This window comes from Stutzerimonas stutzeri (genome assembly GCF_000935215.1).
Lineage (GTDB): Bacteria > Pseudomonadota > Gammaproteobacteria > Pseudomonadales > Pseudomonadaceae > Stutzerimonas.
Map to the genome: position 1 here is coordinate 28854 of NZ_JXXD01000143.1, position 24087 is coordinate 52940.

General features: G+C 63.6%; 25 protein-coding genes and 1 tRNA gene. 14 read left to right on the forward strand and 12 right to left on the reverse strand.

Annotated features, from left to right (window positions below; genetic code table 11):
* Window positions 1-10: 10 nt before the first annotated feature.
* On the forward strand, window positions 11-1534 hold the full coding sequence (locus LO50_RS15270) for a fumarate hydratase (RefSeq protein WP_044315535.1): 1524 nt from the start codon (window positions 11-13) through the stop codon (window positions 1532-1534).
* 59 nt (window positions 1535-1593) lie between these two features.
* Here the strand turns inward: LO50_RS15270 and LO50_RS15275 are convergent, their stop codons facing one another.
* The 5 genes from LO50_RS15275 to LO50_RS15295 form a co-directional block, all read right to left on the reverse strand.
* Window positions 1594-3159 (reverse strand): methyl-accepting chemotaxis protein, encoded by a 1566-nt coding sequence (locus LO50_RS15275; RefSeq protein ID WP_044315536.1) that lies wholly within the window; start codon window positions 3157-3159, stop codon window positions 1594-1596.
* A 156-nt stretch (window positions 3160-3315) separates the two neighbouring features.
* Window positions 3316-3537: a VF530 family protein gene (locus LO50_RS15280; protein ID WP_044315537.1), complete on the reverse strand. Its 222-nt coding sequence runs from the start codon at window positions 3535-3537 to the stop codon at window positions 3316-3318.
* A gap of 89 nt (window positions 3538-3626) precedes the next feature.
* Entirely contained in the window at window positions 3627-4208 is a 582-nt protein-coding gene (locus LO50_RS15285; protein ID WP_003302691.1) for a DJ-1/PfpI family protein, read from the reverse strand.
* A 52-nt stretch (window positions 4209-4260) separates the two neighbouring features.
* The gene (locus LO50_RS15290) at window positions 4261-5418 is read right to left on the reverse strand and encodes a phospholipase D-like domain-containing protein (RefSeq protein ID WP_044315568.1); all 1158 of its coding nucleotides are present in this window, start codon (window positions 5416-5418) and stop codon (window positions 4261-4263) included.
* Between the two features lie 297 nt (window positions 5419-5715).
* Window positions 5716-6624: an acyl-CoA dehydrogenase middle domain-containing protein gene (locus LO50_RS15295; RefSeq protein WP_044315569.1), complete on the reverse strand. Its 909-nt coding sequence runs from the start codon at window positions 6622-6624 to the stop codon at window positions 5716-5718.
* Between the two features lie 186 nt (window positions 6625-6810).
* Between LO50_RS15295 and olsB the strand changes: the two genes are divergently transcribed.
* From olsB to LO50_RS15310, 3 genes are read left to right on the forward strand one after another with little or no spacing between them, the layout of a single operon-like run.
* A complete protein-coding gene (olsB, locus tag LO50_RS15300; RefSeq protein WP_044315538.1) occupies window positions 6811-7557 on the forward strand; it encodes an L-ornithine N(alpha)-acyltransferase in 747 nt (248 codons plus the stop codon).
* Window positions 7558-8331: a lysophospholipid acyltransferase family protein gene (locus LO50_RS15305; RefSeq protein ID WP_044315539.1), complete on the forward strand. Its 774-nt coding sequence runs from the start codon at window positions 7558-7560 to the stop codon at window positions 8329-8331.
* Between the two features lie 35 nt (window positions 8332-8366).
* Entirely contained in the window at window positions 8367-8939 is a 573-nt protein-coding gene (locus LO50_RS15310; protein WP_044315540.1) for an acyl carrier protein phosphodiesterase, read from the forward strand.
* A 15-nt stretch (window positions 8940-8954) separates the two neighbouring features.
* Here LO50_RS15310 and LO50_RS15315 read toward each other — a convergent pair whose 3' ends face one another.
* Together LO50_RS15315 and LO50_RS15320 are read right to left on the reverse strand one after the other, a co-directional pair.
* On the reverse strand, window positions 8955-9731 hold the full coding sequence (locus tag LO50_RS15315; protein ID WP_044315541.1) for a class II aldolase/adducin family protein: 777 nt from the start codon (window positions 9729-9731) through the stop codon (window positions 8955-8957).
* Window positions 9732-9835: 104 nt separating this feature from the next.
* Window positions 9836-10288: a flavodoxin gene (locus tag LO50_RS15320; RefSeq protein ID WP_023446832.1), complete on the reverse strand. Its 453-nt coding sequence runs from the start codon at window positions 10286-10288 to the stop codon at window positions 9836-9838.
* Between the two features lie 233 nt (window positions 10289-10521).
* Between LO50_RS15320 and LO50_RS15325 the strand changes: the two genes are divergently transcribed.
* From LO50_RS15325 to LO50_RS24740, 7 genes are all read left to right on the forward strand, one after another.
* Window positions 10522-11148, forward strand: coding sequence for a PilZ domain-containing protein (locus tag LO50_RS15325; RefSeq protein ID WP_023446833.1), 627 nt, complete (start codon window positions 10522-10524; stop codon window positions 11146-11148).
* A gap of 66 nt (window positions 11149-11214) precedes the next feature.
* Window positions 11215-11919, forward strand: coding sequence for a dihydromonapterin reductase (gene folM, locus LO50_RS15330; RefSeq protein ID WP_044315542.1), 705 nt, complete (start codon window positions 11215-11217; stop codon window positions 11917-11919).
* 18 nt (window positions 11920-11937) lie between these two features.
* Window positions 11938-12312: a dihydroneopterin triphosphate 2'-epimerase gene (gene folX / locus LO50_RS15335; protein ID WP_003285881.1), complete on the forward strand. Its 375-nt coding sequence runs from the start codon at window positions 11938-11940 to the stop codon at window positions 12310-12312.
* A gap of 76 nt (window positions 12313-12388) precedes the next feature.
* The gene (locus tag LO50_RS15340) at window positions 12389-12682 is read left to right on the forward strand and encodes a DUF1244 domain-containing protein (protein WP_014821295.1); all 294 of its coding nucleotides are present in this window, start codon (window positions 12389-12391) and stop codon (window positions 12680-12682) included.
* Window positions 12679-13017 (forward strand): HopJ type III effector protein, encoded by a 339-nt coding sequence (locus LO50_RS15345; protein WP_044315543.1) that lies wholly within the window; start codon window positions 12679-12681, stop codon window positions 13015-13017. The genes LO50_RS15340 and LO50_RS15345 overlap by 4 nt, the downstream gene beginning before the upstream one ends.
* A gap of 236 nt (window positions 13018-13253) precedes the next feature.
* The gene (gene cysZ / locus LO50_RS15350; protein WP_044315544.1) at window positions 13254-14009 is read left to right on the forward strand and encodes a sulfate transporter CysZ; all 756 of its coding nucleotides are present in this window, start codon (window positions 13254-13256) and stop codon (window positions 14007-14009) included.
* Window positions 13975-14085 (forward strand) — tRNA-OTHER (locus tag LO50_RS24740). The genes cysZ and LO50_RS24740 overlap by 35 nt, the downstream gene beginning before the upstream one ends.
* 98 nt (window positions 14086-14183) lie before the next feature.
* On the opposite strand, the gene LO50_RS15355 is transcribed toward LO50_RS24740, so the two are convergent.
* The 4 genes from LO50_RS15355 to LO50_RS15370 form a co-directional block, all read right to left on the reverse strand.
* Window positions 14184-15293, reverse strand: coding sequence for an NADH:flavin oxidoreductase (locus tag LO50_RS15355; protein WP_044315545.1), 1110 nt, complete (start codon window positions 15291-15293; stop codon window positions 14184-14186).
* The gene (locus tag LO50_RS15360; protein WP_044315546.1) at window positions 15290-15949 is read right to left on the reverse strand and encodes a TetR/AcrR family transcriptional regulator; all 660 of its coding nucleotides are present in this window, start codon (window positions 15947-15949) and stop codon (window positions 15290-15292) included. Before LO50_RS15360 ends, LO50_RS15355 begins: the two co-directional genes overlap by 4 nt.
* Before the next feature lie 141 nt (window positions 15950-16090).
* Entirely contained in the window at window positions 16091-16573 is a 483-nt protein-coding gene (locus LO50_RS15365) for a glutathione peroxidase (protein ID WP_044315547.1), read from the reverse strand.
* Window positions 16574-16687: 114 nt separating this feature from the next.
* Window positions 16688-17173 carry an FKBP-type peptidyl-prolyl cis-trans isomerase gene (locus LO50_RS15370; protein ID WP_014821299.1) on the reverse strand — a complete coding sequence of 162 codons (486 nt, stop codon included), beginning with the start codon at window positions 17171-17173 and terminating at the stop codon, window positions 16688-16690.
* A gap of 238 nt (window positions 17174-17411) precedes the next feature.
* Here LO50_RS15370 and LO50_RS15375 point away from each other — a divergent pair, with 238 nt between their 5' ends.
* From LO50_RS15375 to LO50_RS15385, 3 genes are all read left to right on the forward strand, one after another.
* Window positions 17412-18599 (forward strand): acetate kinase, encoded by a 1188-nt coding sequence (locus LO50_RS15375; protein ID WP_014821300.1) that lies wholly within the window; start codon window positions 17412-17414, stop codon window positions 18597-18599.
* A gap of 164 nt (window positions 18600-18763) precedes the next feature.
* The gene (pta, locus tag LO50_RS15380) at window positions 18764-20860 is read left to right on the forward strand and encodes a phosphate acetyltransferase (RefSeq protein WP_044315548.1); all 2097 of its coding nucleotides are present in this window, start codon (window positions 18764-18766) and stop codon (window positions 20858-20860) included.
* 133 nt (window positions 20861-20993) lie between these two features.
* Window positions 20994-21902, forward strand: a complete 909-nt coding sequence (locus LO50_RS15385) for a 1-acylglycerol-3-phosphate O-acyltransferase, YihG family (protein WP_044315549.1) — start codon at window positions 20994-20996, stop codon at window positions 21900-21902.
* Between the two features lie 9 nt (window positions 21903-21911).
* On the opposite strand, the gene LO50_RS15390 is transcribed toward LO50_RS15385, so the two are convergent.
* Window positions 21912-24035 carry a putative bifunctional diguanylate cyclase/phosphodiesterase gene (locus tag LO50_RS15390; RefSeq protein ID WP_044315550.1) on the reverse strand — a complete coding sequence of 708 codons (2124 nt, stop codon included), beginning with the start codon at window positions 24033-24035 and terminating at the stop codon, window positions 21912-21914.
* Window positions 24036-24087: the final 52 nt, after the last annotated feature.

The following is a 24087-nucleotide window of genomic DNA, read 5'->3' on the forward strand; positions in this document are numbered from 1 at the left end:
GACGCGCTGCATGACCGTGATCAAGCAAGACGACCTGATTCAAAGCGTCGCTGACGCTTTGCAGTTCATTTCTTACTACCACCCCGTGGATTTCATCCAGGCGATGCACGAAGCCTACCTGCGTGAAGAATCCCCGGCTGCCCGCGACTCCATGGCGCAGATCCTGATCAACTCGCGCATGTGCGCCACCGGTCATCGCCCGATCTGTCAGGACACCGGTATCGTCACCGTGTTCATCCGCGTCGGTATGGACGTGCGCTGGGACGGCGCGACCATGAGCCTGGACGACATGATCAATGAGGGTGTGCGCCGCGCCTACAACCTGCCGGAAAACGTCCTGCGTGCTTCGATCCTGGCCGACCCGGCAGGTTCCCGCAAGAACACTAAGGACAATACGCCAGCTGTCATTCATTACTCCATCGTCCCAGGTGACAAAGTCGAGGTGGATGTGGCCGCCAAAGGCGGTGGCTCGGAAAACAAGTCGAAGATGGCCATGCTCAACCCGTCCGACTCGATCGTCGACTGGGTACTGAAGACCGTGCCGACCATGGGCGCCGGCTGGTGCCCGCCGGGTATGCTCGGCATCGGCATCGGCGGCACCGCCGAGAAAGCCGCGGTGATGGCCAAGGAAGTCCTGATGGAATCCATCGACATCCATGAGCTGAAGGCCCGTGGCCCGCAGAACCGCATCGAAGAGCTGCGTCTTGAGCTGTTCGAGAAGGTCAACCAGCTGGGCATCGGCGCCCAGGGCCTCGGCGGCCTGACCACCGTGCTCGACGTGAAGATCATGGATTACCCGACCCACGCCGCCTCGCTGCCGGTTTGCATGATCCCCAACTGCGCCGCCACCCGCCACGCACACTTCGTGCTCGACGGTTCCGGCCCGGCCGAACTGACCCCGCCGCCGCTGGATGCCTACCCCGAGATCGTCTGGGAAGCCGGCCCGAGCGCGCGCCGCGTCAACCTCGACACCATCACCCCGGAAGAAGTGCAGAGCTGGAAGCCGGGCGAAACCGTCCTGCTCAACGGCAAGATGCTCACCGGCCGCGACGCCGCGCACAAGCGCATGGTCGACATGCTGAACAAGGGCGAAGAGCTGCCGGTCGACCTCAAGGGCCGTTTCATCTACTACGTCGGCCCCGTCGATCCGGTCGGTGACGAAGTGGTTGGCCCGGCTGGCCCGACCACCGCGACGCGCATGGACAAGTTCACCCGTCAGATTCTCGAGAGCACTGGTCTGCTGGGCATGATCGGCAAGTCCGAGCGTGGCCCGATCGCCATCGAAGCGATCAAGGACAACAAGGCGGTCTACCTGATGGCGGTTGGCGGCGCGGCTTACCTAGTCGCCCAGGCGATCAAGAAGTCCAAGGTGCTGGCCTTCGCCGAGCTGGGCATGGAAGCGATCTACGAGTTCGAAGTGAAGGACATGCCGGTGACCGTCGCCGTCGACACCAACGGCGAGTCGGTGCACATCACCGGCCCGGCGATCTGGCAGCAGAAGATCGCCGACAGCCTGGCGGTCGAAGTGCAGTAAGCGACACGCCAATAAAATAAAAAGCCCGGCTCGATGCCGGGCTTTTTATTGCCCGGCAATCAGCGGTTGAAGCGTTCGACCAGTACCCGCAGCCCGTACGCTGCGCATTCCAGGTCGCGACCGCGCTGCATGGTCAGGTCCGCCTTGCTGACATTGCTGTCGGTCGTGACGGCAATACGGGTGACCTGACGAGCAATGTCTTCGGCCACATGCGCCTGCTCTTCGGCAGCGGCAGCCATCTGCTGGCTCATCCCGGCAATGCGGCCGACCGCGTCGCGAATGCCCTGCAACGCCTGCTGCGCCTCGACGACCTGGGCCAACCCCTGTACCGCCTCCTTGTCACCCACCTGTGCGATTGTCACGGCCTCACCCGCCTTGCTGGTGAGCGACTGGATGATGCCCTGGATCTGCTGCGTCGACTCCCGCGTCTTGCCCGCCAACCCACGCACCTCGTCGGCGACCACGGCAAAGCCCCTGCCCTGCTCGCCAGCACGTGCGGCCTCGATGGCAGCATTCAGCGCCAGCAGGTTGGTCTGGTCGGCGATGCTCTGGATCATGCCGGCGGCGGATACGATCTGCTGGGTTTCGCCAGCCAGCTCGTTGACCACGTTGCCGATGCTGGTGACGGTCGCCGCCAGCATTTCCATCGCCTCGCGGGAACTCGCTGCGACCCGGTCACCATCGTCTGCCAGCGCGTTCGCCGTCCTCGCCTCCTCTGCCGTGTGCTGGACGTGCCCGGCGACCTCACTGATCGATGCGGTCATCTGCGTCACCGCGGTGGCCGTCATGTCCGTCTCGCCGCGCTGCTGGCGCAGCTCGCTTTCGGTCTGGCTGGCCAGCGAATAGGTTTCTGCCGATGCGCCGGCGACCTGCACGGCCAGATCGGACAGCCGCGTCAACGCCGTACGCAACCGCGCGTCTTCACTGACCAGGGCCATCTCCAGCCGCGCCGCATTGCCATGCTGCTGGGTATAGGTCAGGGCGACCACCGGATCGGTGAAGGCTTCGGGTACGCGCTGCAGGATACGCAACAACTGGCGTTCCGCAGCGAAGTGACAGCTGATTCCGAGCACGAAGAACAGACCGAGCACGACGAGCGCTTCCACTGCCGGCGGCAGCCAGAAGATTCCACCGGCCGCCAGCACCGCGGCGCCCATCGGCATCGCCAGCGCACGCGCCCAGCCCTGCGCGCGCCGGCTCAACGAAACCGCCGGTCGGCCGGTACGCAGACGCTCGTACAGTGCCGACGCCTGGGCGACCTGCTCGGCTGTCGGCTTGACTCGCACCGACTCGAAGCCGGTCAGCTTGCCATCGTCGAAAACAGGCGTGACGTAGGCGCTGACCCAGTAGAAATCGCCGTTCTTGCAGCGGTTCTTGACCACTCCCATCCAGCTTTTGCCGGCCTTCAGGTAGCGCCACATCACCTCGAACACGGCGGGTGGCATGTCCGGGTGGCGGACCAGATTGTGGTCACTGCCGATCAGCTCGGCTCGTGAGTAGCCACTGATGGCGACAAATTCGTCATTGCAATAAAGGATTTTGCCCTGGTTATCCGTCGCCGAAATCAGCCGCTGATGCGCCGGAAAGGTCCGTTCGGTGTTGCTTACCGGTCCGTTGTTTCTCATCGCCCGAACTCCCTGCCAGCGATTTGCTGAAAAATGCGACTCATCGGTCACGACGAATCAATCTGTTACAAGAGTCGGGCGGCGCAAAGCGAACTTGAGAGGGGACGGAAAGTATTTGCCGAACGGCATCGGCAGGTAGTGCCGCTCGTGAGCGGACTAGCGACCGGCGTTCTGTTCTGCGATGTACAGCGCTTCGACTTTCGCCCTGGCCCAGGGCGTCTTGCGCAGGAATTTCAGGCTGGACTTGATGCTCGGCTCATTGCTGAAACAGCGGACATCGACGCGCTCGGCAAGGCCGTCCCAGCCGAAGCGAGCATGCAGCTGGACCAGGATGGCCTCCAGCGTCACGCCATGAAGGGGGTCTTTTGCTTGAGTCATGGGGCACTCACGAACACGAGGGCATAGCCTCACGGATGAAAAAACCCGCCGCGCGGTCTGCGGGGCGGGCTTGGGTGACGGTCTGCATCTTACAGGCTGATGCGAGTTCCGAGCACCTCGAGGAATGCCGCCAGCCACGCCGGATGGGCGGGCCATGCCGGAGCGCTGACCAGGTTGCCATCGGTATGCGCCTGATCCACGGCAATGTCCACGTACTCGCCACCGGCCAGCTTCACCTCGGGTGCACAGGCGGGATAGGCACTGCAGGCACGCCCCTTGAGCACGCCCGCGGCGGCCAGCAGCTGGGCGCCGTGACAAACGGCGGCGATTGGCTTCCTGGCCTCATCGAACGCACGCACCAGCGCCAGCACCTGCTCGTTCAGGCGCAGATATTCCGGCGCCCGGCCACCGGGAATGACCAGGGCATCGTAGTCTTCGGCCCGCACGTCGGCGAAGTCGAAGTTCAGCGCAAAGTTGTGCCCCGGCTTCTCGCTATAGGTCTGGTCGCCCTCGAAATCGTGAATCGCGGTGCGCACGCTGTCGCCGGCCTTCTTGTCCGGGCACACGGCATGCACGCGATGGCCAACCATCTGCAGGGCCTGGAAAGGCACCATGGTTTCGTAGTCTTCGGCGTAATCACCCACCAGCATCAAAATGTTCTTCGCCGCCATTGGATCGTCCTCTTCGCGCGGGTTTGGAGCATTGCTCCGTGACGCGGCGGCTTCAGCCACCGCGGTTGAAGATGTTTACCAGCAGCCGGTCCAGCCAGCCCCACATGCGCTGGTAGAGGCGCAGGTGCAGCGGTCTGGCGTACCAGCTTTTAATGTCGATTTCGATACTGTCCTGAAAATCGCGCTCGAAGCATGCCTGCACCTGGGCACTCAACGCAGCGTCCATGGCCTCGAGATTGGCTTCCAGATTCCAGCGCAGGTTCCAGTGATCGAAGTTGCAAGAGCCGACGCTGACCCAGTCGTCAACCAGCACCATTTTCAGGTGGGAAAAGTGTGGCTGATATTCATGGATTCGCACGCCGGCACGCAGCAGCCGTGGATAGAAACGCTGCCCGGCGTAGCGCACCGGCGGGTGATCGGTATTGCGACTGGTCAGCAGCAGGCGCACGTCCACCCCGCGACGCGCCGCCCGGATCAGTGCCCGGCGCACCTTGCCGGTAGGCAGGAAATACGGTGTCGCCAGCCAGATGCGCGTCTGCGCGCGCCGCAGGTTGCGCAACAGGCTGTGCAGTATGTCGCGGTGCTGACGCGCCGCCGCATAGGCGACGCGCCCTAGCCCCGAGCCACTGGGCAGCACTGGAATGCGCGGCGCACCGCTGGGCAGGGGCAGCTGCCAGATGCGCCGCTTCAGGCAATGCACCCACTGGGTGTCGAACAGGTCCTGCCAGTCCTGCAGCAGCGGGCCGGTCATCTCGACCATCACCTCATGCCAATGCACGTCGGGCTCGTCAGGACGCCAGAATTCGTCGGTGACACCGGTGCCGCCGACATAACCGATGCAGCCGTCGACCAGCAGCAGCTTGCGGTGGTCACGATGCAGATTGCGCAGCCTCAGGCGGAGCGAAAGCGGGTTATAGAGACGCAGCTCGACGCCGGCGGCGGTCATCCGATCACGATTGGCCTGGCTCATCTTCAGGCAGCCGAAACCATCGAACAGGCAACGTACCCGAACGCCGCGTGCCGCCGCACGCAGCAGCGGCTCCAGCAGGCGGTCGAGACAAGCGCCGTCCTCCACCAGATAGAGCTCGAGATCGACCCGGCGCTCGGCGCGCTCGATGGCGTCGAGCATGGGCGGAAAGAACCCCGGCCCGTCTATCAGCAGGCGGAACTGATTGTCGCTGCGCCAGGGGAACACCGCTCCAGCCAGCATCACAGGGCGGCACCCCGCGTAGAGCCAGATGACGTCAGGCACAGCGACGAAGCGGATGAGCAACGAAATGACATGAAATCCCTTTTTCCGGACGGCATCCAAGGGCAGCGGCCTCGATACCGCCGCTCTGCACTGGCGGTGCTGAACGAGCAGTTGGCTAGCTTACCCGGGCGTTCGAGCAAGGCAAGGCAGCAGGTCAGACCGCCGCAGCGGAAGAGCCGCCGTGAAATACGATCTTCTATAGGCCCGACTCGCCTGGGCAGAGTTCCCAGCTGTTCGCCGGCGCCCGCCCTGCCTTCAACTGCCTACTGAAGATTCGAGCCCGAGGGCGACAAGCGCCTGTTCCAGACGGCGCGCCTGGGCATCGCGCGCCAAGCCCAGCACTGCGCGATCACGCCGCCACAATGCGCCCCGGGGGCCCTGCGAATCCGCCAACGCCCTATCCACCTCAGGTTGCAGCGCAGCGAACTGCTCGAGCAACGCGGCCAGCAGCAAATGAGTAGCAGGCTCATGGGCTGACCGCCGCGCGACCTCTGCCGCAGCCGCAAGAACGCCGAGCAGACGCAGTACCAGCGCGCGCGGCCACTGCTCAAGCAGCGCCACACCGTAGAGCCACGCAGTCAGCGCCGCCAGCACATATAGATCCTCGTGGCTGCGGAACGGTTTGACGTACTCGCTCCAGCCGTCACCAGGCAAGCGTTTCCCAGCAGCCCGCTCAAGGCTCAATCTGCCATGTGTAATATCCGGCACGATCGGCAGATCCGGCCCAGCCACCAGTGACACGCCGGCACCAGACGGCTCCACGACAAACAGTCCGAGGCGCGGCGACTCGCCGGCGCCCTCCTCCCGGGCCGAAACGAGCAGCCATTGCGCCGCGCCGCCCGCCGTCACGAAATCCTTGCTGCCAATGAGCTGGCCGTTCTCGCAACGCGTTGTCATGTCGGCCGGCCGCAACTTGCGCCGCTCCGTCGTGCATAACGCACCGAGCCCGGGCGGCGCATCCGACCAGAGCGCCCGCAGGGCTGCCTGGTATCCCGCGAGAAACGCCAACCCCGGGGTGGTCGCCAGTCGGCCGCCGTAGACCGCCTGACTGAAGGAGTCCGTACTTCCGGCACCGTCACACACGGCCTGGTACCAGTCGCGCAGCCCTGAGGTTGCAGCAACCGGCTGCAGCGGGCCGATCAATCGTTTCCAGGGCATCTTCATCTCCAAAGGTTCTGCCATTACCGGCCACTGGCTCGCGCCGTCATCCAACCATCATCCGAACGTCACAGTGGCGACACGCCCTGCTCCTAGCCTGATCACGCCAAACCAGCGAGCCCAACGATAACAACCAGACGCTCGCGTTGCATCGCCAACCCGCCACTACCCCGGCGGACAAGGAGACAGAGCATGAATGCCATCGTCGATCCACGCAGCACGCGTCAACTTCGAGCCGAACGCCTGCAAGGCGAACGGGCCCTCCGCGAAGCCCAGTCCTTGCGCTATCGGGTGTTCAGCAGTGAGTTCGACGCCCAACTCAATGGCGCCGAGCTCGGGCTGGACATGGACGATTTCGACATTCACTGCCGGCATATCGGTGTACGCGATCTGGCAAGTGGAGAGCTGGTCGCCACCACCCGCCTGCTCGATCACCTCACCGCCAAGCAGCTCGGGCGCTTCTACAGCGAAGGAGAATTTGCCCTGCATGGCCTGGCGGACATCAACGAACCGGTGCTGGAGATCGGCCGTACCTGCGTGGCGCCGGCTTATCGCAATGGTGCGACCATTGCGGTGCTGTGGAGCGAACTGGCCGAGGTGCTCAACCAAGGTGGCTATCGCTACCTTATGGGGTGCGCGAGCATCCCGATGCGCGACGGTGGCATCCAGGCCCGAGCGATCATGCAGCGACTGCGCGACAGCCACCTGAGCACTGAACTGCTGCACGCCGAGCCGCGAACACCACTTCCCGAACTGGAACTGCCGGACAACCTCACTGCCCAGCTGCCGCCGCTGCTCAAGGCCTATATGCGCCTCGGCGCGAAGATCTGTGGAGAACCCTGCTGGGACCCGGATTTTCAGGTTGCCGACATATTCATCCTGCTCAAGCGCGAGGAGCTGTGCCCGCGCTACGCTCGCCACTTCAAGGCGGCGGTATAGATGCCGCGGCTGCGCCTGTACTGGCGTCTGCTGCGGGTTGCCGCGGTGCTCCTGCTGGGGTTGCTGTTGGCGGCCGCACTAGGTCTCGGCGACCGCCTCGCGCTACGCACATCGCTGCAACACAGACAACAGCTGACCCGCTGGTTCATGGTTCGCCTGGCCGCCGCGCTGCCCTATCGCGTACGCATCATCGGTCAGCTACCAGCTCAGCCGATGCTGTGGGTCGCCAACCATGTTTCCTGGTGCGATATCCCGCTGCTGGGAATGCTGCGGCCGCTGTCGTTCCTGGCCAAGGCCGAAGTCGCACGCTGGCCCGTGCTTGGCTGGCTGGCACGCCAGGCTGGCACGCTGTTCATCCGCCGCGGCGCCGGCGATGCCGCGCAGATCAACCAGCAACTGAACAGCCACCTCATCCAGGGCCGCCACCTGCTTATCTTCCCTGAGGGCACCTCGACCGACGGCAACAGCGTGCGCACCTTCCACCCCCGGCTGTTCGCCTGTGCGATAGAGGCCGGCTGCGCCGTTCAACCCGTAGCGATCCGCTATACGCGCAACGGCAAGCCCGACACCGTCGCTCCCTTCATTGGCGACGACGAACTGCCAGCGCACCTGCGCAGGCTATTGGCCAGCGACGTGGCAGAAGTAGAAATCCATCTGCTGGCGCCGATCCCCATTGCCTCCCTCAGTCGCAGGGCGCTCGCCGAGCAAGCACAGCTGGCCATCGAGCGAGCACTGTCTGGGCAGCTGTGGGTGACCACGAGAGAGGCTGCATAGCGACCTCCCTATCGAGGCTGCGCCAAGCTTCGCCGATGAACTATCTCGCTCATCTTCATCTTGGCGGCCCCGGCCCGGCTGACATGCTCGGCAGCCTTTACGGGGACTTCGTCAAAGGCCCGCTGCAGGGTCGCCTGCCGGCGCAGATCGAAGCAGGCATCCGTCTGCATCGGCAGATCGATGCCTTCACCGACAGCCATCCGCTGGTGCTGCAGGCCAAAGCGCGCTTTCCCAGCGAGCGTCGCCGCTACGCCGGGATACTGCTGGACCTGTTCTTCGATCATTGCCTGGCTGCGAACTGGGCGGACTACTCCGGCGAGCCGCTGGACCAGTTCACCCGGCGCGCCTACCGAGCGCTGGCCGATGAGCCCGCGCTGCCTGGCAAGCTCGCCGTGATCGCACCGCACATGGCGGCACACGACTGGCTCGGCAGTTACCGTGAATTCGAGGTACTGGGCAGGGTGCTGGCGAACATGGGCCGTCGCCTGAGCCGGCCGGAAGGCCTGGCCGGCGGGCTGGAAGAGCTGGAGCAGCTGTACGACCCGCTGCTCGAGGACTTCCGCCACTTCTACCCGCAGCTGCAGCAGTTCGCCAAGGCAGCGATGTAGCGCGATCGCCCCGTACTACTGCGCATAGCCCGGGCTTTGCGCATCCAGCTTGCGCAACAGACCGGGCCATGCCAGCGCGCCGCCCATGCCCGAGCGAGTGCGGGTCACGCCCGCTGCCATGGCCTTCGCACCGGCCAGAATCTGCTCCGGAATGGCGATCAGCTCGCTGCCACCGGCCTGCGCCATGACCTGGATTTCACAAGCGCGCTGGAAGATGAACATCATCAGAAAGGTATCAGCGATGCTGCTGCCGCAGGTCAGCAGACCGTGGTTGTGCAGCAGCATGAAAGCGGTTTCGCCGAGATCGGCCTGCAGGCGCGCCTTCTCGTCGTGATTCAGCGCCACACCCTCATAGCCATGGGTCGAAAGACTCGCCAAAACGAACAGTGACTGCTGGCTGATCGGTAGCACGCCCTGACGCTGGGCCGAGACCGCCACCCCGGCGGCGGTATGTGTGTGCATGACGCAGGCGACGTCGTGGCGAACCTCATGCACGGCGCTGTGAATGGTGTACCCAGCGGGATTGATCTCGTACGGACTGTCCGTCACTTTGTTGCCGGCCAGATCGACTTTCACCAGGCTGGACGCGGTGATTTCGTGAAACATCAGCCCGTATGGGTTGATCAGAAAGTGATCGGTTTCGGGAATCTTGGCCGAGATGTGCGTGAAGATCAGGTCATCCCAGCCATGCAGCGCGACCAGTCGGTAACAGGCCGCCAGATCGACCCGCGCCTGCCATTCGGCGGGGCTCACTTGGGTTTCCAAAGAAGGCAAAGCGTGCAGCGCAGTCATCGAGGGCACCTCTTGTTATTGTCGTGAAGATGCCCTGGATTCTAGCCAACCGCTATTGGCCCGGCAGTTGCCCTTGCAGCCAGGCCGTTGACCCGACGAGCCACTCAGGCACGCAAGGCCGCCGCGAAGGTTTCCAGCCACGGTTCGGCGTCGCTTTCCGGCGTGACCGTCTCGCTGGCATCGAGGCGCAGCATCGCCACGACTTCTCGCACGCCGAGCTCGGCATAGAGCTCACGAATCAGCTCGCCGCCAGCACAGAAGGTGTCGCCGTAGCTGGCATCGCCAAGGGCGATGACGCCTCCGGGCAGGCCACTCCACGCGGGAAACTGATCACGGATTGTCGAGTACAACGGAATGAAGCTGTCCGGCAGCTCACCCATGCCGGTGGTCGAGGTCACGACCAGCAGCGCTTCGGGGGCGAAATCGAGAATCTGTGGCAGCTGGGCGCGGGGATCGTGCCAGGTTTCGAAACCGGCGGCTTTCAGCTGGTGTTCGGCGTGACGGGCGACATCTTCGGCGGTGCCGTAGACGCTCCCGGAAAGAATGGCGACTTTCATGTGCGCTCCGAGGCAATCAAAGCTGCGCATTATGCCGCAATCGCCAAGTCTGGTCGGCACACCCTCCCAGGACGAAGCCGTCCATCCAGAAAACGTGCAGTCAGCGGAACCACTGTCGAGCCCATTTGTCATAGGGCCGATTGCCCCATCGCGACCATACCGGTTGCAGGCGTGTAGTGACCCCACCGCGCGACGCCAAACGTGGAGGGCACTGTCCCTCCGAGGGTATCCGCATGGCGGAAGAGACGATTCTCAGCAAAGACGAACTGACCTTCATCCGCAAGTTGATGCAGCGCAACGGCAGCACCAGCGCTGAGCGCACGACAGGCTTTCGGATCGACGGCGGCGCGCAATCCAACGAACTGCTGCTGCAGCTGGCCGCTCGCGCCAACCTGTCGCTGCAGGCGGAATTCGAGGATTTCCGCATGTCCTTCCCGCTACAGCTCAGGGAAGACGAACTTCACAGCCTCGACCTGCAGCTGGCACCTCCGGTGATCTACGAGCGCGGGCCAACCACGCGTGCCTGGCGCCTGCATCTGGACCAGCCGCTGCCTTTGCTGGAAAACGATGGTGGTGAAAGTTCGCTCAGCGTGCACGAGCTGTCTCCGCACGGCCTGCTGGTGGATGCCGGCGGACACCGCAAGCCACCCAAGCACTTCCACCTGCGCCTGGCGCTGCCCGACGACGGCCCGCTGGAAATCGATGCCCATCGCGTTCGCGAGCTGACCGGCGGGCGGGCCGCCTACGAAGTCGAATTCACCCAGGAAAAGGACGCCGAGCGGATCCGCTCTTTCCTCTATCGCCAGCATCAGCGCCTGCACCCAGATTTGCAGCCAGAGCTGCCGGCCGATCTGGTGTAAGCTGCCACGCCTGTAGCGACCGCCTCAACCTGTGGGCGGTCCGCCCATTACAGGCAGTGGATTTTCATGCATCAGGCCCCGATTCTCATCACCGGAGCCAGCCAGCGGATCGGGCTGCATTGTGCCGAGCGACTGCTGGAAGACGGCTTCCCGGTCATCCTTACCTACCGCCGCGAACGCGACAGCATCGACCGGCTTCGCGCCCTTGGCGCACAGGCGCTGCAGGCGGACTTCAGCGATGAAACCGGCATCACCACCTTTATCAGCGCTCTCAAGCAGCAGACCGACTGCCTGCGGGCCATCGTGCACAACGCCTCCGAATGGCGCCCGGATACCCCCGGGCAGGAAGTCGAGGCGTTCCGCCAGCTGTTCCAGGTGCATATGCTCGCGCCCTACCTGATCAACCTGCACTGCGCCGAACTGCTGCGCCACGGCGGGCCGGCGGACATCGTGCACATCAGCGACGACGTGACCCGCAAGGGCAGCAAGAAGCACATCGCCTATGCTGCGAGCAAAGCGGGCCTGGACAACCTGACACTATCTTTCGCCGCCAGCCTGGCGCCGGCGATCAAGGTCAATGGCATCGCCCCGGCGCTGATCCAGTTCAACCCGGAGGACGACGCCGAATATCGCCGCAAGGCACTGGCCAAGTCCGCGCTGGGCATCGAACCCGGTGCCGAGGTGATCTACCAGAGCCTGTGCTACCTGTTCGACAACCCTTATGTCACCGGCACCACACTGACCGTGAACGGCGGCCGCCACCTGATCTGAAGACTGCAAGGAGTCCCCATGCCCCGACTGGAACCCGCGATGGCCCGCATCCGCGTCAAGGACCTGCGGCTGCGCACCTACATCGGCATCAAGGAAGAGGAAATCCTCAATCGCCAGGACGTGCTGATCAACCTGACGATGCTCTACCCCGCTGCGGAAGCGGTGCGCGAGAACGACATCGAACAGGCGTTGAACTACCGCACCATCACCAAGGCGATCATCCAGCACGTCGAAGACAACCGCTTCGCCCTGCTCGAGCGGCTGACCCAGGAAATTCTCGACCTGGTCATGCGCTACCCGCAGGTGCGCTACGCCGAAGTGGAAGTCGACAAACCCCACGCGCTGCGCTTCGCCGAGTCCGTATCGATCACCCTGGCTGCGCATCGGGATTGACCCTGCGCAAGGCTGGCCGGCTCACTGACGCAAGGTTATGATCCGGCCGACCTCAGCCAACGCCGAGACCCAAGAGATGAACGATCAAGAACGCACCGAACTGGAAGCCGCCGCCTTCCGCCGCCTGGTCCAGCACCTGCGTACCCGTCCCGATGCACAGAACATCGATCTGATGAACCTGGCCGGTTTCTGCCGCAACTGCCTGTCGAAATGGTACAAGGCCGCCGCGGACGATCTGGACGTCGAACTCAGCATCGACCAGGCCCGCGAAGAGGTGTACGGAATGCCGTACAGCGAGTGGAAAAAACGCTATCAGAAGGAAGCGTCTGCCGAGCAGCAGGCTGCTTTCGACAAGGCCCAGCAAGAATGAACGACCTGAAGGACTTCCGCGCCAGCCTGCGCAATCGCAACCACGCATTCAGCGAAACGCTTGCCTTCATCGAGGGCGCTTACGACTACCAGCCGAGCCGCTTCGTCAACGGTACACTGGAGAACGCTGCCGGCGAGAACGAAGGTTCCTGCAAGACGCTAGGCCTCGCATTGCTTGAAGACTTCACGACGGAAGAAGCGCTGCTTGCGTTCGGCGAGCACTATCAGGAGGTCCTGGCCAACCCGAACGGCAGCGACCACCGCAACATCCGCGCGCTCATGGAAACCGGCCTGCCGGGCGTGCGTTTCGACACCCAACCGCTCAAGCGTAAGTAACGCGCATCCATTCGACGGATCGAGCCGGCTATGCCGGCTCAATGGGAATAAAAAGGGTCATCCCAAGCACTTGGGGAAGGCTGAAGGAGCGGATGACCCGAAAACCGTTGAGCGCCACCTTAGCTATCCGCCGAGGCCGCGGATAATTCAGGTTCTGCATACAACCCATAGTCATCGACTATCCCGCTGCGCTACACCCCTCTCGACGAAACACTGCCCTTTTTCAGGAGACGCCAATGCCCGTATCCGCCCTCTCCGGCCCGCAATACCTGCGAGAAGGCCTGCGCCTGGTGCTCAGCCCGGGGCTGCGTCTGTTCGTGATCCTGCCGCTGACGGTGAACGTGCTGCTGTTCTTCGGCCTGATCTGGTTCGCGGTCGGCCAGTTCAGCAGCTGGGTCGACACCTTCATGCCCAACCTGCCGACCTGGCTCGCCTTTCTCGAATACATCCTCTGGCCGCTGTTCGTCGTGCTGGTGGTACTGATGGTGTTCTTCAGCTTCACCATGCTGGCCAACATCATCGCCGCACCGTTCAACGGCTTTCTGGCGGAAAAGGTCGAGGTGGTGGTGCGCGGCGAAGACGCAGCGCCGCCTTTCAGCTGGGCCGAGCTGCTGGCCATGCTGCCCCGCACGATTGGCCGCGAGCTGCGCAAGCTGGGCTATTTCGCACCGCGCGCGCTGGCGTTGCTGGTGCTTTCATTCATCCCCGTACTGAACCTTGTTGCCGCGCCTTTATGGCTGCTGTTCGGCGTGTGGATGATGGCAGTGCAATACATCGACTACCCGGCAGACAACAACAAGCTGAGCTGGGCGGACATGATGGGCTGGTTGCGCCAGCGACGCTGGCAGAGCCTAAGCTTTGGTGCGGTGACTTATGCGGCGTTGCTGGTGCCGGTCCTGAACCTGCTGATCATGCCGGCGGCCGTCGCGGGAGCGACGCTGTTCTGGGTAAGGGAAGGCGGGCCGAATCGGCAGCTGGACCGACCTGCGTAGACGTCAGGCGTCGCACTCCGCGGTCGCGGTTCTAGCGCCGCAAAGTGTGAGAGTTCGAGTCTCTCCGTCCGCACCACGTCACATACTGACAGCTCAGCGCGAAGGCCTGGCGAGATCGGATGCTGCCGGGTAAGGGGAAACCGGCAGCCAGATCACGCTGGCTGCCGCCCTCACTCACGCCAGCGTCTTCAACGCCTCACGACTGAACGGCAGAATCTCTTCCATCCGCCCTTCACGCACCTTAACCGCCCAATCCGGATCGCAGATCAGCGCACGCCCCACCGCCACCAGATCGAACTCCTGCTTGTTCAGACGCTCCAGCAATCCCTCGATGTTGGCCGGCTGCGCCACCTTGTCGGTCTTGACCATGAACTGCAGGAATTCGCCATCCAAGCCGACACTGCCGACGGTGATGGTCGGCTTGCCGGTCAGTTGGCGGGTCCAACCGGCCAGGTTGAGATCGGAGCCTTCGAACTCCGGTTCCCAGAAACGGCGCGTCGAGCAATGGAAGATGTCCACGCCGGCCGCCGACAACGGTGCCAGGAACTCGCCAAGCTCTTCGGGCGACTGCACCAGGCGCGCCGTGTAGTCCTGCTGCTTCCACTGCGAGAAGCGGAAGATGATCGGGAAACCGGGGCCGACCGCTGCACGTACGGCCTGCACCAGCTCGATGGCGAAGCGCGAGCGGTTGGCCAGGCTGCCGCCGTACTCATCGGTGCGCTGATTGCTGCCTTCCCAGAAGAACTGGTCAATGAGGTAGCCGTGGGCACCGTGGATTTCCACGCCGTCCATGCCGATCGCCTGAGCATCGCGGGCAGCCTGAGCGAATGCTTCGATCACATCCTGGATGTCCTGCTTGGTCATGCCATGAACGACGACCTGACCGTCCTTCTGCTTCTCCATCGGACCGTAACCGACGACCTCCGGCTCCGGCTCGGTGCCCTTGCGGCGCACGTTACCGACGTGCCAGAGCTGCGGGACGATCTTGCCGCCAGCGGCGTGCACCGCATCGACCACAGCCTTCCAGCCAGCCAGCGCATCTTCACCGTAGAAACGCGGCACATGGGGATAACCGTTCGCCGCGGCGTGGCCGACCGTGGTGCCTTCGGTGATGATCAGCCCGACCCCGGAGGCGGCACGCCGGCGGTAGTACTCGACCACATCGGCAGTGGGTACGCCGTTAGGTGAGAACGAACGGGTCATCGGCGCCATGACCACACGGGTCGGCAAACGGAGAGCACCCAACTCAAAGGGCTGAAACAAGGCTTGTACGCTGGCGGTCATCGATCGACTCCTGTGGCATTGGTCAAGGCAGCCGGGCGCTCATGCCCCGGCGAAGTTATTGCAGCCGGCGCCAACAGGCGTTCGAGCTGCTGGAAAAACACCTGCAAAGGCGCAACGCTGCCGCTCACTTTCATGCGCAACAGCGCACCTTCCCAGGCGTTGCTTATGAATTCCGCCTGCACTGCACAATCGCAATCGGCCGAGATCTCTCCAGCGACACGCGCCTGTTCGAGGCAGGCCGTAAGCAACTCGACCGATTGCGTCAGTATCGCGCTGAGCCGCTTGGCGATGGCCGGGCACAGCTCGGCCATCTCGAAGCTGAGGCTGCCGATGAAGCAGTGATATTCGGGCTTTTCCTGGCGGGCGAAGTGCGCAACGAGATCGGCGTAGTAGTCGAGGATGCGCTGCCGGGGCGAGACTGCTGAGTTGCTCAGCGCCGCCTGATAGCGCTCCAGCCGGGGCGCATAGATATAGTCCAGCGCCTGCAGGGCGAAGTCTTCCTTGCTGGCGAAGTAGTGATAGAACGAGCCCTTGGGAATACCGGCCGCCTGGACGATTTCCTGGACACCGGTGCCGTGATAGCCGCGGCGGGTCATCACCCGGGCACCCTTGGACAGGATCAGGTCGCGCTTGTCGTTGCGTGCTGGATTGGTCATGCAGCGAGAATATGACCGGTCGTCTCGCCGGCCCAGCATCATCCATGACACTTATTCAGCGGCAACCATGGCAAGCATGGCCGGCATATCCAGTACTCAAGAAAGAGAACGCGACCGCGCGTACGGTCGCAGAACTGCAGATCAGGCCAGGGCTGTTTCGATCACCTGGATCAGGGCGGGGTCGTCGGGCGTGGTGCGCGGTGAGAAACGGGCAAGCACACGGCCGTCCTTGCCCACCAGGAACTTCTCGAAGTTCCAGGTGATGTCCCCCGGAAAATCGGCACCTTCGCCAGCCAGCAAACGATACAGCGGATGGCGCTGCGGACCGTTCACCTCAAGCTTGCCGCTCAGAGGAAAGCTCACACCATAGTTGAGTGTGCAGAACGAGCGAATTTCCTCATCGCTGCCCGGCTCCTGCGCAGCGAACTGATTGCATGGCACGCCCAGCACGCTGAAGCCGCGGGCAGCGTATTGCTGCTGCAGCCGCTCCAGGCCGGCGTACTGCGGGGTCAGCCCGCACTGCGAAGCGACGTTGACCACCAGCGTGATCCGATCGCCGAACTGCGCCAACGGCAGCTCCTCGCTGCCCAGGCCTGGCAACACCAATTGGTGGAATGCGCTCATCTCATCTCTCCTAACGAAAAAACGCCCCGGCAACGACCGGAGCGCTCTTCTTTTCGATCCGCACGGTAGCGGTTCCTGCCGCCGTGCCTGCGGACGCCTATGCGGCGACCCGGATCAGTGGTGGTGGCCACCTTCGCCGTGGACGTGGCCGTGGGCAACTTCTTCTTCGCTGGCGTCACGCACGCTGACGACCTTGACGTCGAAGTTCAGGCGCTGGCCGGCCAGCGGGTGGTTGCCGTCGACGATCACGTCGTCGCCTTCCACGTCACGAATGGTGACGATCTGCATGCCGCCGTCCGGGCCGGAAGCGTGGAACTGCATGCCCACTTCCAGCTCGTCGACGCCTTCGAACATGGCGCGATTGAGGGTAGCGACCAGCTCCGCGCTGTACTCGCCGTAAGCGTCCTGCGGCTCGATGGCGACCTGGATCTGGTCACCGCCCTGCTTGCCCTCGAGGGCCTTTTCCAGGCCCGGGATGATGTTGCCTGCGCCGTGCAGGTAGACCAGCGGCGCGCCGCCGGCCGAGCTGTCGATCACCTCACCGGCGTCGTTGGTGAGTGTGTAGTCGATGGAGACAGCCTTGTTAGCGGCAATCAGCATGGGGCAGAACCTTTGCTTTAGAGAATGGATGTCGAAGTTTAACCATCCACCGCGCCGATTGCGAACCGACCTTGGATGAACGGGCCAATGCCGTTCGTCGCCCTCGCCCCGCATGTAGTGCCATTGAACATGGGACTACAACCTTTGGATGGCATCGCTTTCATGGCCGATGTGCAAGAATCGGCGGAAAGTATCTTTGGCACCCATATCAATAACATTAGAGAACCAAGGAGCACCGATGTCGGCTCGTAACATCCTGGTGATTAACTGTGGCAGCTCGTCGATCAAGTTCGCCCTGGTCAACGAAGCGCAAGCGACCTTCCCGCTACAAGGCCTGGCCGAATGCATCGGCAGCCCGGAAGCCGTCATCCACTTCGAGAGCGCAGCCGGCAAGGAAAGCGTCAAGGTGCCGAATGCCGATCATCAGGCTGCTCTGGCCCAGATCCTGCCGCGCGTGGAAGACGCCGCTGGCGGCCATCTGGATGGCATCGGTCACCGCGTAGTGCACGGCGGCGAAAAGTTCTTTGCCTCCTCGCTGCTCACCGATGAAACCCTGGCCGGCATCGAAGCCAACATTCAGCTGGCGCCGCTGCACAACCCGGCCAACTTGAGCGGCATCCACGCCGCCATCAATCTGTTCCCCGAGCTGCCGCAGGTTGGCGTGTTCGACACCGCTTTCCACCAGACCATGCCCGAGCATGCTTACCGCTATGCCGTGCCGGATGTGCTGTACAAGGATCATGGTGTACGCCGCTACGGCTTCCATGGCACCAGCCACCGCTACGTCAGCAAGCGCGCCGCCGAACTGGCCGGCGTACCGGTCGAGAACAGCAGCTGGCTGGTCGCTCACCTGGGCAACGGCTGCTCCACCTGCGCGGTAGTCAACGGTGAAAGCCGCGACACCAGCATGGGCCTGACGCCGCTCGAAGGCCTGGTGATGGGCACCCGCAGCGGTGACGTCGATCCGAGCCTGCACAACTTCCTGAGCAAGACGCTGGGCTGGGACCTGGCCAAGATCGACAACATGCTCAACAAAGAAAGCGGCCTGAAGGGCCTCTCCGGTCTGTCCAACGACATGCGCACCCTGGCCGATGCCCGCAACGCCGGTCATCCAGGCGCGGTGCTGGCCTTCGAAGTATTCTGCTACCGCCTGGCCAAGTCGCTGGCCGCCATGTCCTGCGCCCTGCCGCAGCTGGACGGCCTGGTGTTCACCGGTGGTATCGGCGAGAACTCCTCGGCAGTGCGCGAGCGGACACTGGAACACCTCAAGCTGTTCGGCTTCAAGCTCGACGCCGAAGCCAACGCCCGCTGCACCCGCGGCGTTGCCGGCGAAATCCAGGCTGAAGGCAGCCCGCGCGTCATGGTCGTCCCGACCAACGAGGAGCGCCAGATTGCCCTCGATACGCTGGCCCTGCTGGACGCCTGAGCGCAGTAGCCATGTAGCGATTCCGAGACCCGACAGCCCCTGGCGGTCGGGTCTTTGCACATCAGCGCCGCGGCAATCCGGCAGTTTCCGTCCCGAGGCAACTGCCCTAGCCTTGCCGGCGCCCAGCACCGTTACCCAGAGCACCCTGCCCTCAAGGAGATGCCATGCACACAATCTTTCTAGCCCCTACCGGTTTCGGCGGCGGCCTCAATTCCATCAGCCTCGGCCTGATTCGCGCCCTGGAAAACGCCGGGCTGAAGGTCGGTTTCTTCAAGCCGATCGCCCAGCCCTTTCCGGTCGATCAGGGCCGTGAGCGCTCCTGCATCCTGGTCGAGCGCACCCTTAACCTGACCTCGCCCGAGCCGCTGCCGCTGGAGCAGGTAGAGCGTCAGCTCGCCGATGGCGAGATCGACCTGCTGCTCGAAGATGTCATCAGCCGCTACCAGGAAGTCGCTGCCGGCAAGGACGTGGTCATCGTCGAAGGCATGGTGCCCACCCGCGAGTCCAACTACACCCAGCGCATCAACACCCAGCTGGCCAAGAGCCTGGACGCCGAGGTTATCCTGATCGGCGCCCAGGGCAGTGACAGCCTCAAGCGCCTGGCCGAACGCATCGAGATCCAGGCGCAGCTGTACGGCGGCGCGAAGGACCCCAAGGTGCTTGGTGTCATCCTCAACAAGGTCAAGACCGAAGAAGGCCTGCCGGCTTTCGTCGACAGCCTCAAGCAGCACCTGCCGTTGCTGGGCAGCGCCGACTTCCAGCTGCTGGGCGCGATCCCCTTCTCCGAAGAGCTCAACGCACTGCGCACCCGAGACATCGCCGAGCTGCTCGGCGCTCAGGTACTGAGCGCCGGTGAAGCCGACCAGCGTCGCGTCAACAAGATCGTGCTGTGCGCGCGCGCCGTTCCGAACACCGTACAGCTGCTGCGGTCCGGCGTGCTGGTAGTGACGCCAGGCGACCGCGACGACATCATCCTGGCCGCCAGCCTGGCCTCGCTCAACGGCGAAAAACTCGCCGGCCTGCTGCTGTGCAGCGACTTCGCGCCGGACCCGCGCATCCTCGAGCTGTGCAAGGCCGCACTGGACGGCGGCCTGCCGGTGATGACCGTGGAAACCAACTCCTACGACACGGCGAACAACCTGTTCGGCCTGAACAAGGAAACCCCGTCGGACGACATCGAACGTGCCACACGGGTCACCGATTTCATCGCCAAGCACCTGCACCCCGAGTTCCTGCACACCCGCTACAGCGTGCCGCGCGGCGAGCTGCGCATGTCGCCGGCAGCCTTCCGCTACCAGCTGGTCAAGCGCGCGCAGGATGCCAACAAGCGCATCGTGCTGCCCGAAGGCAACGAGCCGCGCACCATCCGCGCCGCCGCCATCTGCCAGGAGCGTGGCATCGCCCGCTGCGTGCTGCTGGCCAAGCCGGAAGAAGTCCAGCAGGTCGCTCGCGAGCAAGGCATCACCCTGCCCGCCAGCCTGGAGATTCTCAACCCGGACAACATCGCCAACCGCTACGTCGAGCCGATGTGCGAAATGCGCAAGGCCAAGGGCCTGACCCCGGACGATGCCCGCGAGCAGCTGAAGGACACCGTGGTCCTCGGCACCATGATGCTGGCGCTGGACGAAGTGGACGGCCTGGTTTCCGGCGCCGTGCACACCACCGCCAACACGATCCGCCCTGCCCTGCAGCTGATCAAGACCGCCCCGGGCTACAGCCTGGTGTCTTCGGTGTTCTTCATGCTGCTGCCGGATCAGGTTCTGGTCTACGGCGATTGCGCGGTCAACCCGAACCCGAGCGCCACCGAGCTGGCGGAGATCGCCCTGCAAAGCGCCGAGTCCGCCGTGGCCCTGGGCGTCAACCCGCGCGTCGCGATGATCAGCTATTCCACCGGCAGCTCCGGCAGCGGTGCAGAAGTCGAGAAGGTCGCCGAAGCCACCCGCATCGCCCAGGGTCGTGCGCCCGAACTGCCGATCGACGGCCCGCTGCAGTACGACGCCGCCTCCGTGCTCAGCGTCGGCAAGCAGAAGGCCCCTAACAGCAAGGTCGCCGGCCAGGCCACGGTGTTCATCTTCCCCGATCTGAACACCGGCAACACCACCTACAAAGCGGTTCAGCGCAACGCCAACTGCCTCAGCGTCGGCCCGATGCTGCAAGGCCTGGCCAAGCCGGTCAACGACCTGTCCCGCGGCGCCCTGGTGGATGACATCGTCTTCACCATCGCCCTGACCGCTCTGCAGGCTGCCAACCAGAAGGCCTGATCGGCCCTCGATAACTGAAGCCGTCGCGCCTTCGAGCCGACGGCTTCAGCCTTCCCCGCTCTCTCGATAGTTGCAGTTCAGCGCATAATCGCTACTCTTGGCGCCTCGAATCAGCCGTATCGACGAGAAACCCATGCTGAGCTTCCTCCCCGCTCCACTGCGCGGCACCCTCGCTGCCTTGTTTCTGGCTCTCAATACCCTGTTCTGGTGTTGGCCGCTGTTTGCCCTCTCGCTGCTGAAACTGGTGTTTCCGCTGCCCGCGGTGCAGCGCAGCCTGCGCTTCGACATGCACTGGATCGCCGAGTCATGGATCGCGATGAACAGCTTCTGGATGGATCTGGTTCGCCCGATCCGCTGGGACGTGCAGGGTCTGGATCAGGTTGACATGCATCACTCCTACCTGGTCACCAGCAACCACCAGAGCTGGGCGGACATCCTCGTGCTGCAGTACCAGCTCAACCGGCGCATGCCGTTCCTCAAGTTCTTTCTCAAACAGGAGCTGATCTGGGTCCCGGTGATCGGCCTGTGCTGGTGGGCGCTGGAGTTTCCCTTCATGAAGCGCTTCAGCAAGGAGTATCTGGCCAAGAACCCGGAGAAGCGTGGCGAGGACCTGGCGACCACACGCAAAGCCTGCGAGCGCTATCGGACCAATCCGGTGTCGGTGTTCAACTTCCTCGAAGGCACACGTTTCAGCGAGGACAAGCATTCCGAACAGGCCTCACCCTATCGCTATCTGCTCAAGCCAAGGGCTGGCGGCATCGCCTTCGTCATCGATGCCATGGGCGAGCAACTCACCGCGCTGATCAACATCACCATCCATTACCCCGACGGGCGCCCGAGTTTCTGGGACCTGCTCGCCGGCAACATTCATCAGGTCGTCGTACGCCTCCAGGCACAGCCGATACCCGCCGAATTTCTCCGCCGCAATTACGACCAGGACGAGTCGTACCGACTGGCGTTCCAGCAGTGGGTCAACGGACTCTGGAGTGAAAAGGATCGGCAACTGGAGCAGCTGCACCAGCAGTTTCCGGTGCAGCCCTGACCGGCTCGCTCAGAGCGCGTCCCAGGCGACCTGAGCGGGAAATGCCCGCGCCTGCTCGGCGCTCAAGGCCGGAGAGACGAGAAAGCCCTGCATGACGTCGCAGCCGTTCTCCACCAGCCAGTCACGCTGCGCCCGGGTTTCCACGCCCTCGGCCACCACCTCCAGGTTGAGGTTGCGGCCCAGATCAATGATGGTACTGACCACCGCCGCATCGCGGGGGGAATCCAGCATGTTGGCGATGAAAAGTCGGTCGATCTTCAGCGTATCCAGCTCGAAGTGCCGCAGATAAGCCAGCGACGAATAACCGGTACCGAAATCGTCGATGGCCACGCGCACGCCGAGCTTGCGCAATTGCCGTAGTTTCTCGCAGCTCTGCTCGAGATCTTGCATCAGCGTGCCTTCGGTGACCTCCAGCTCGAGTTGCGCAGGGTGGAGCTGATATTCATCCAGCAGACGGCGAAGCGAATCGAACAGCCCAGCCCGGCTGAACTGCACCGGGCTGACGTTCAGGCTGAGAATCAGATCGCTGCCGAATGACGGCAGCCACTGGCAGTACTGGTTCATGCCTTCGCGCAGCACCCAGTCGCCGACGCGCTCGATCAGTCGGGTTTCTTCCAGCAGCGGGATGAAGTTGCCCGGCTGGTTTTCATCCGCATCGCCCTGGGGCCAGCGCAGCAGCCCCTCGAACCCTCTGAGCTTGCCGCTGCCAAGCATCACCTGTGGCTGGTAGAGCAGTTCGAAGTCGTTGCGCTCGGTGGCCCTGCGCAGGTTCTCCTCCATCATCAGCCGCGCATGTGCCCGCTCGTTCATGTCGCTGGAGAAGAAGCGATACTGTCGGCGCCCGGCACGTTTGGCCTCGTACATCGCCATGTCCGCCGAGCGCAGCAGCTGATCGACGCTGACCCCGCAGTCGGGGAAATGGGCGATGCCGATGCTGGCGCCAAGGGTCACCTCGGTGCCATCGATCTTGTGTCGTACCGAGATCAACTCGATCAGCTTCTCCGCTACCCGTGCGGCATCCTCCGGGTGATCGAGGGAATCCAGCAGCGCGGTGAACTCGTCGCCGCCCATGCGCGCGATGATGTCGTAGGGACGCATGCAGGTCTCCAGCAGGCGCGCCACCTTGCACAGAATTTCGTCGCCAGCATCGTGGCCGAGCGAATCGTTGATGCGCTTGAAGCCGTCCAGATCGATATAAAGGATGGCCATGCGCTTGCCGTTGCGATCGACCCGCGCCAGCGACGATTCCAGCGCCTGATGGAAGCCACGCCGGTTCAGCAGCCCGGTCAGCGAGTCGGTGACCGCCTGGGTTTCCAGCTGAACGTGAAGGTTGCGCACCACCGACATGTCCAACGCGATGACCACCATGGAGCGCTGCTGGCGCGGCAGCGGCGAGCTGGACAACGCTACGGGCAACGGCGTACCAGTGGCGGTGTGCAGCTGCGCCTCGTGCAGACGATAGGTCGAGCCGCTGCGCCAGTAACGGTAGAAGTCCGACTCCTGCCAGCTGGCCGGCATCTCCGGCGCCGCCAGATGCGAGAGCAACGGCGTGCCCTGCAGGTCCTCGACCCGGGTGTGCAGCATGCCGGCGATCGCTGGATTGGCGAAGCTGATATAGCCGTCCTCGGCGACCACCAGAATGCCCTCGGCAGCGTTGCTCAGGACCGAGGCATTGAATGCACGGGCGCTGTCCAGTTGCTGTGTGAGCAGTTGCAGATCACGGCGGTTGTGTTCGTGGGCCAGCAAGGTGTTGATCTTGTGCTTGAGCACCTGTGGATCGAACGGCTTGAGGATGAAGTCCACCGCGCCGGTGGCGTAACCGCGCAGCACGGAGTCGCGGGTATGCGCGATGGCCGAAACGAAGATGATCGGCGTGTAGCGGGTATGCGGGCTGCCACGCATCAGCCGGGCGACCTCGAAGCCATCCATGCCGGGCATCTGCACGTCCAGCAACACCAGCTCGACGTCCAGCTCCAGCAATGCCCGCAGCGCAGCCTCGCCGGAGTTGACCGTGTGCACCTGCCAGTCACCATCGCCCAGCAACGCTTCCATGGCCACCAGATTCGCTTCCCGGTCGTCCACCACCAGCAGCGTACGACTGCGTGGCTTGGCCTTGAGCTGCGTCTGCGTCATCGCCAACCTCCGAGCAATCCGTTGCCAAACTGCCGACAACAAGCGTCCCACG

Bases quoted from the DNA above. Each gene is read 5' to 3' on its own strand.
- LO50_RS15270 (WP_044315535.1), top strand. From the start codon at position 11: ATGACCGTGATCAAGCAAGACGACCTGATTCAAAGCGTCGCTGACGCT.
- LO50_RS15275 (WP_044315536.1), bottom strand. From the start codon at position 3,159: ATGAGAAACAACGGACCGGTAAGCAACACCGAACGGACCTTTCCGGCG.
- LO50_RS15280 (WP_044315537.1), bottom strand. From the start codon at position 3,537: ATGACTCAAGCAAAAGACCCCCTTCATGGCGTGACGCTGGAGGCCATC.
- LO50_RS15285 (WP_003302691.1), bottom strand. From the start codon at position 4,208: ATGGCGGCGAAGAACATTTTGATGCTGGTGGGTGATTACGCCGAAGAC.
- LO50_RS15290 (WP_044315568.1), bottom strand. From the start codon at position 5,418: ATGCTGGCTGGAGCGGTGTTCCCCTGGCGCAGCGACAATCAGTTCCGC.
- LO50_RS15295 (WP_044315569.1), bottom strand. From the start codon at position 6,624: ATGAAGATGCCCTGGAAACGATTGATCGGCCCGCTGCAGCCGGTTGCT.
- olsB (WP_044315538.1), top strand. From the start codon at position 6,811: ATGAATGCCATCGTCGATCCACGCAGCACGCGTCAACTTCGAGCCGAA.
- LO50_RS15305 (WP_044315539.1), top strand. From the start codon at position 7,558: ATGCCGCGGCTGCGCCTGTACTGGCGTCTGCTGCGGGTTGCCGCGGTG.
- LO50_RS15310 (WP_044315540.1), top strand. From the start codon at position 8,367: ATGAACTATCTCGCTCATCTTCATCTTGGCGGCCCCGGCCCGGCTGAC.
- LO50_RS15315 (WP_044315541.1), bottom strand. From the start codon at position 9,731: ATGACTGCGCTGCACGCTTTGCCTTCTTTGGAAACCCAAGTGAGCCCC.
- LO50_RS15320 (WP_023446832.1), bottom strand. From the start codon at position 10,288: ATGAAAGTCGCCATTCTTTCCGGGAGCGTCTACGGCACCGCCGAAGAT.
- LO50_RS15325 (WP_023446833.1), top strand. From the start codon at position 10,522: ATGGCGGAAGAGACGATTCTCAGCAAAGACGAACTGACCTTCATCCGC.
- folM (WP_044315542.1), top strand. From the start codon at position 11,215: ATGCATCAGGCCCCGATTCTCATCACCGGAGCCAGCCAGCGGATCGGG.
- folX (WP_003285881.1), top strand. From the start codon at position 11,938: ATGCCCCGACTGGAACCCGCGATGGCCCGCATCCGCGTCAAGGACCTG.
- LO50_RS15340 (WP_014821295.1), top strand. From the start codon at position 12,389: ATGAACGATCAAGAACGCACCGAACTGGAAGCCGCCGCCTTCCGCCGC.
- LO50_RS15345 (WP_044315543.1), top strand. From the start codon at position 12,679: ATGAACGACCTGAAGGACTTCCGCGCCAGCCTGCGCAATCGCAACCAC.
- cysZ (WP_044315544.1), top strand. From the start codon at position 13,254: ATGCCCGTATCCGCCCTCTCCGGCCCGCAATACCTGCGAGAAGGCCTG.
- LO50_RS15355 (WP_044315545.1), bottom strand. From the start codon at position 15,293: ATGACCGCCAGCGTACAAGCCTTGTTTCAGCCCTTTGAGTTGGGTGCT.
- LO50_RS15360 (WP_044315546.1), bottom strand. From the start codon at position 15,949: ATGACCAATCCAGCACGCAACGACAAGCGCGACCTGATCCTGTCCAAG.
- LO50_RS15365 (WP_044315547.1), bottom strand. From the start codon at position 16,573: ATGAGCGCATTCCACCAATTGGTGTTGCCAGGCCTGGGCAGCGAGGAG.
- LO50_RS15370 (WP_014821299.1), bottom strand. From the start codon at position 17,173: ATGCTGATTGCCGCTAACAAGGCTGTCTCCATCGACTACACACTCACC.
- LO50_RS15375 (WP_014821300.1), top strand. From the start codon at position 17,412: ATGTCGGCTCGTAACATCCTGGTGATTAACTGTGGCAGCTCGTCGATC.
- pta (WP_044315548.1), top strand. From the start codon at position 18,764: ATGCACACAATCTTTCTAGCCCCTACCGGTTTCGGCGGCGGCCTCAAT.
- LO50_RS15385 (WP_044315549.1), top strand. From the start codon at position 20,994: ATGCTGAGCTTCCTCCCCGCTCCACTGCGCGGCACCCTCGCTGCCTTG.
- LO50_RS15390 (WP_044315550.1), bottom strand. From the start codon at position 24,035: ATGACGCAGACGCAGCTCAAGGCCAAGCCACGCAGTCGTACGCTGCTG.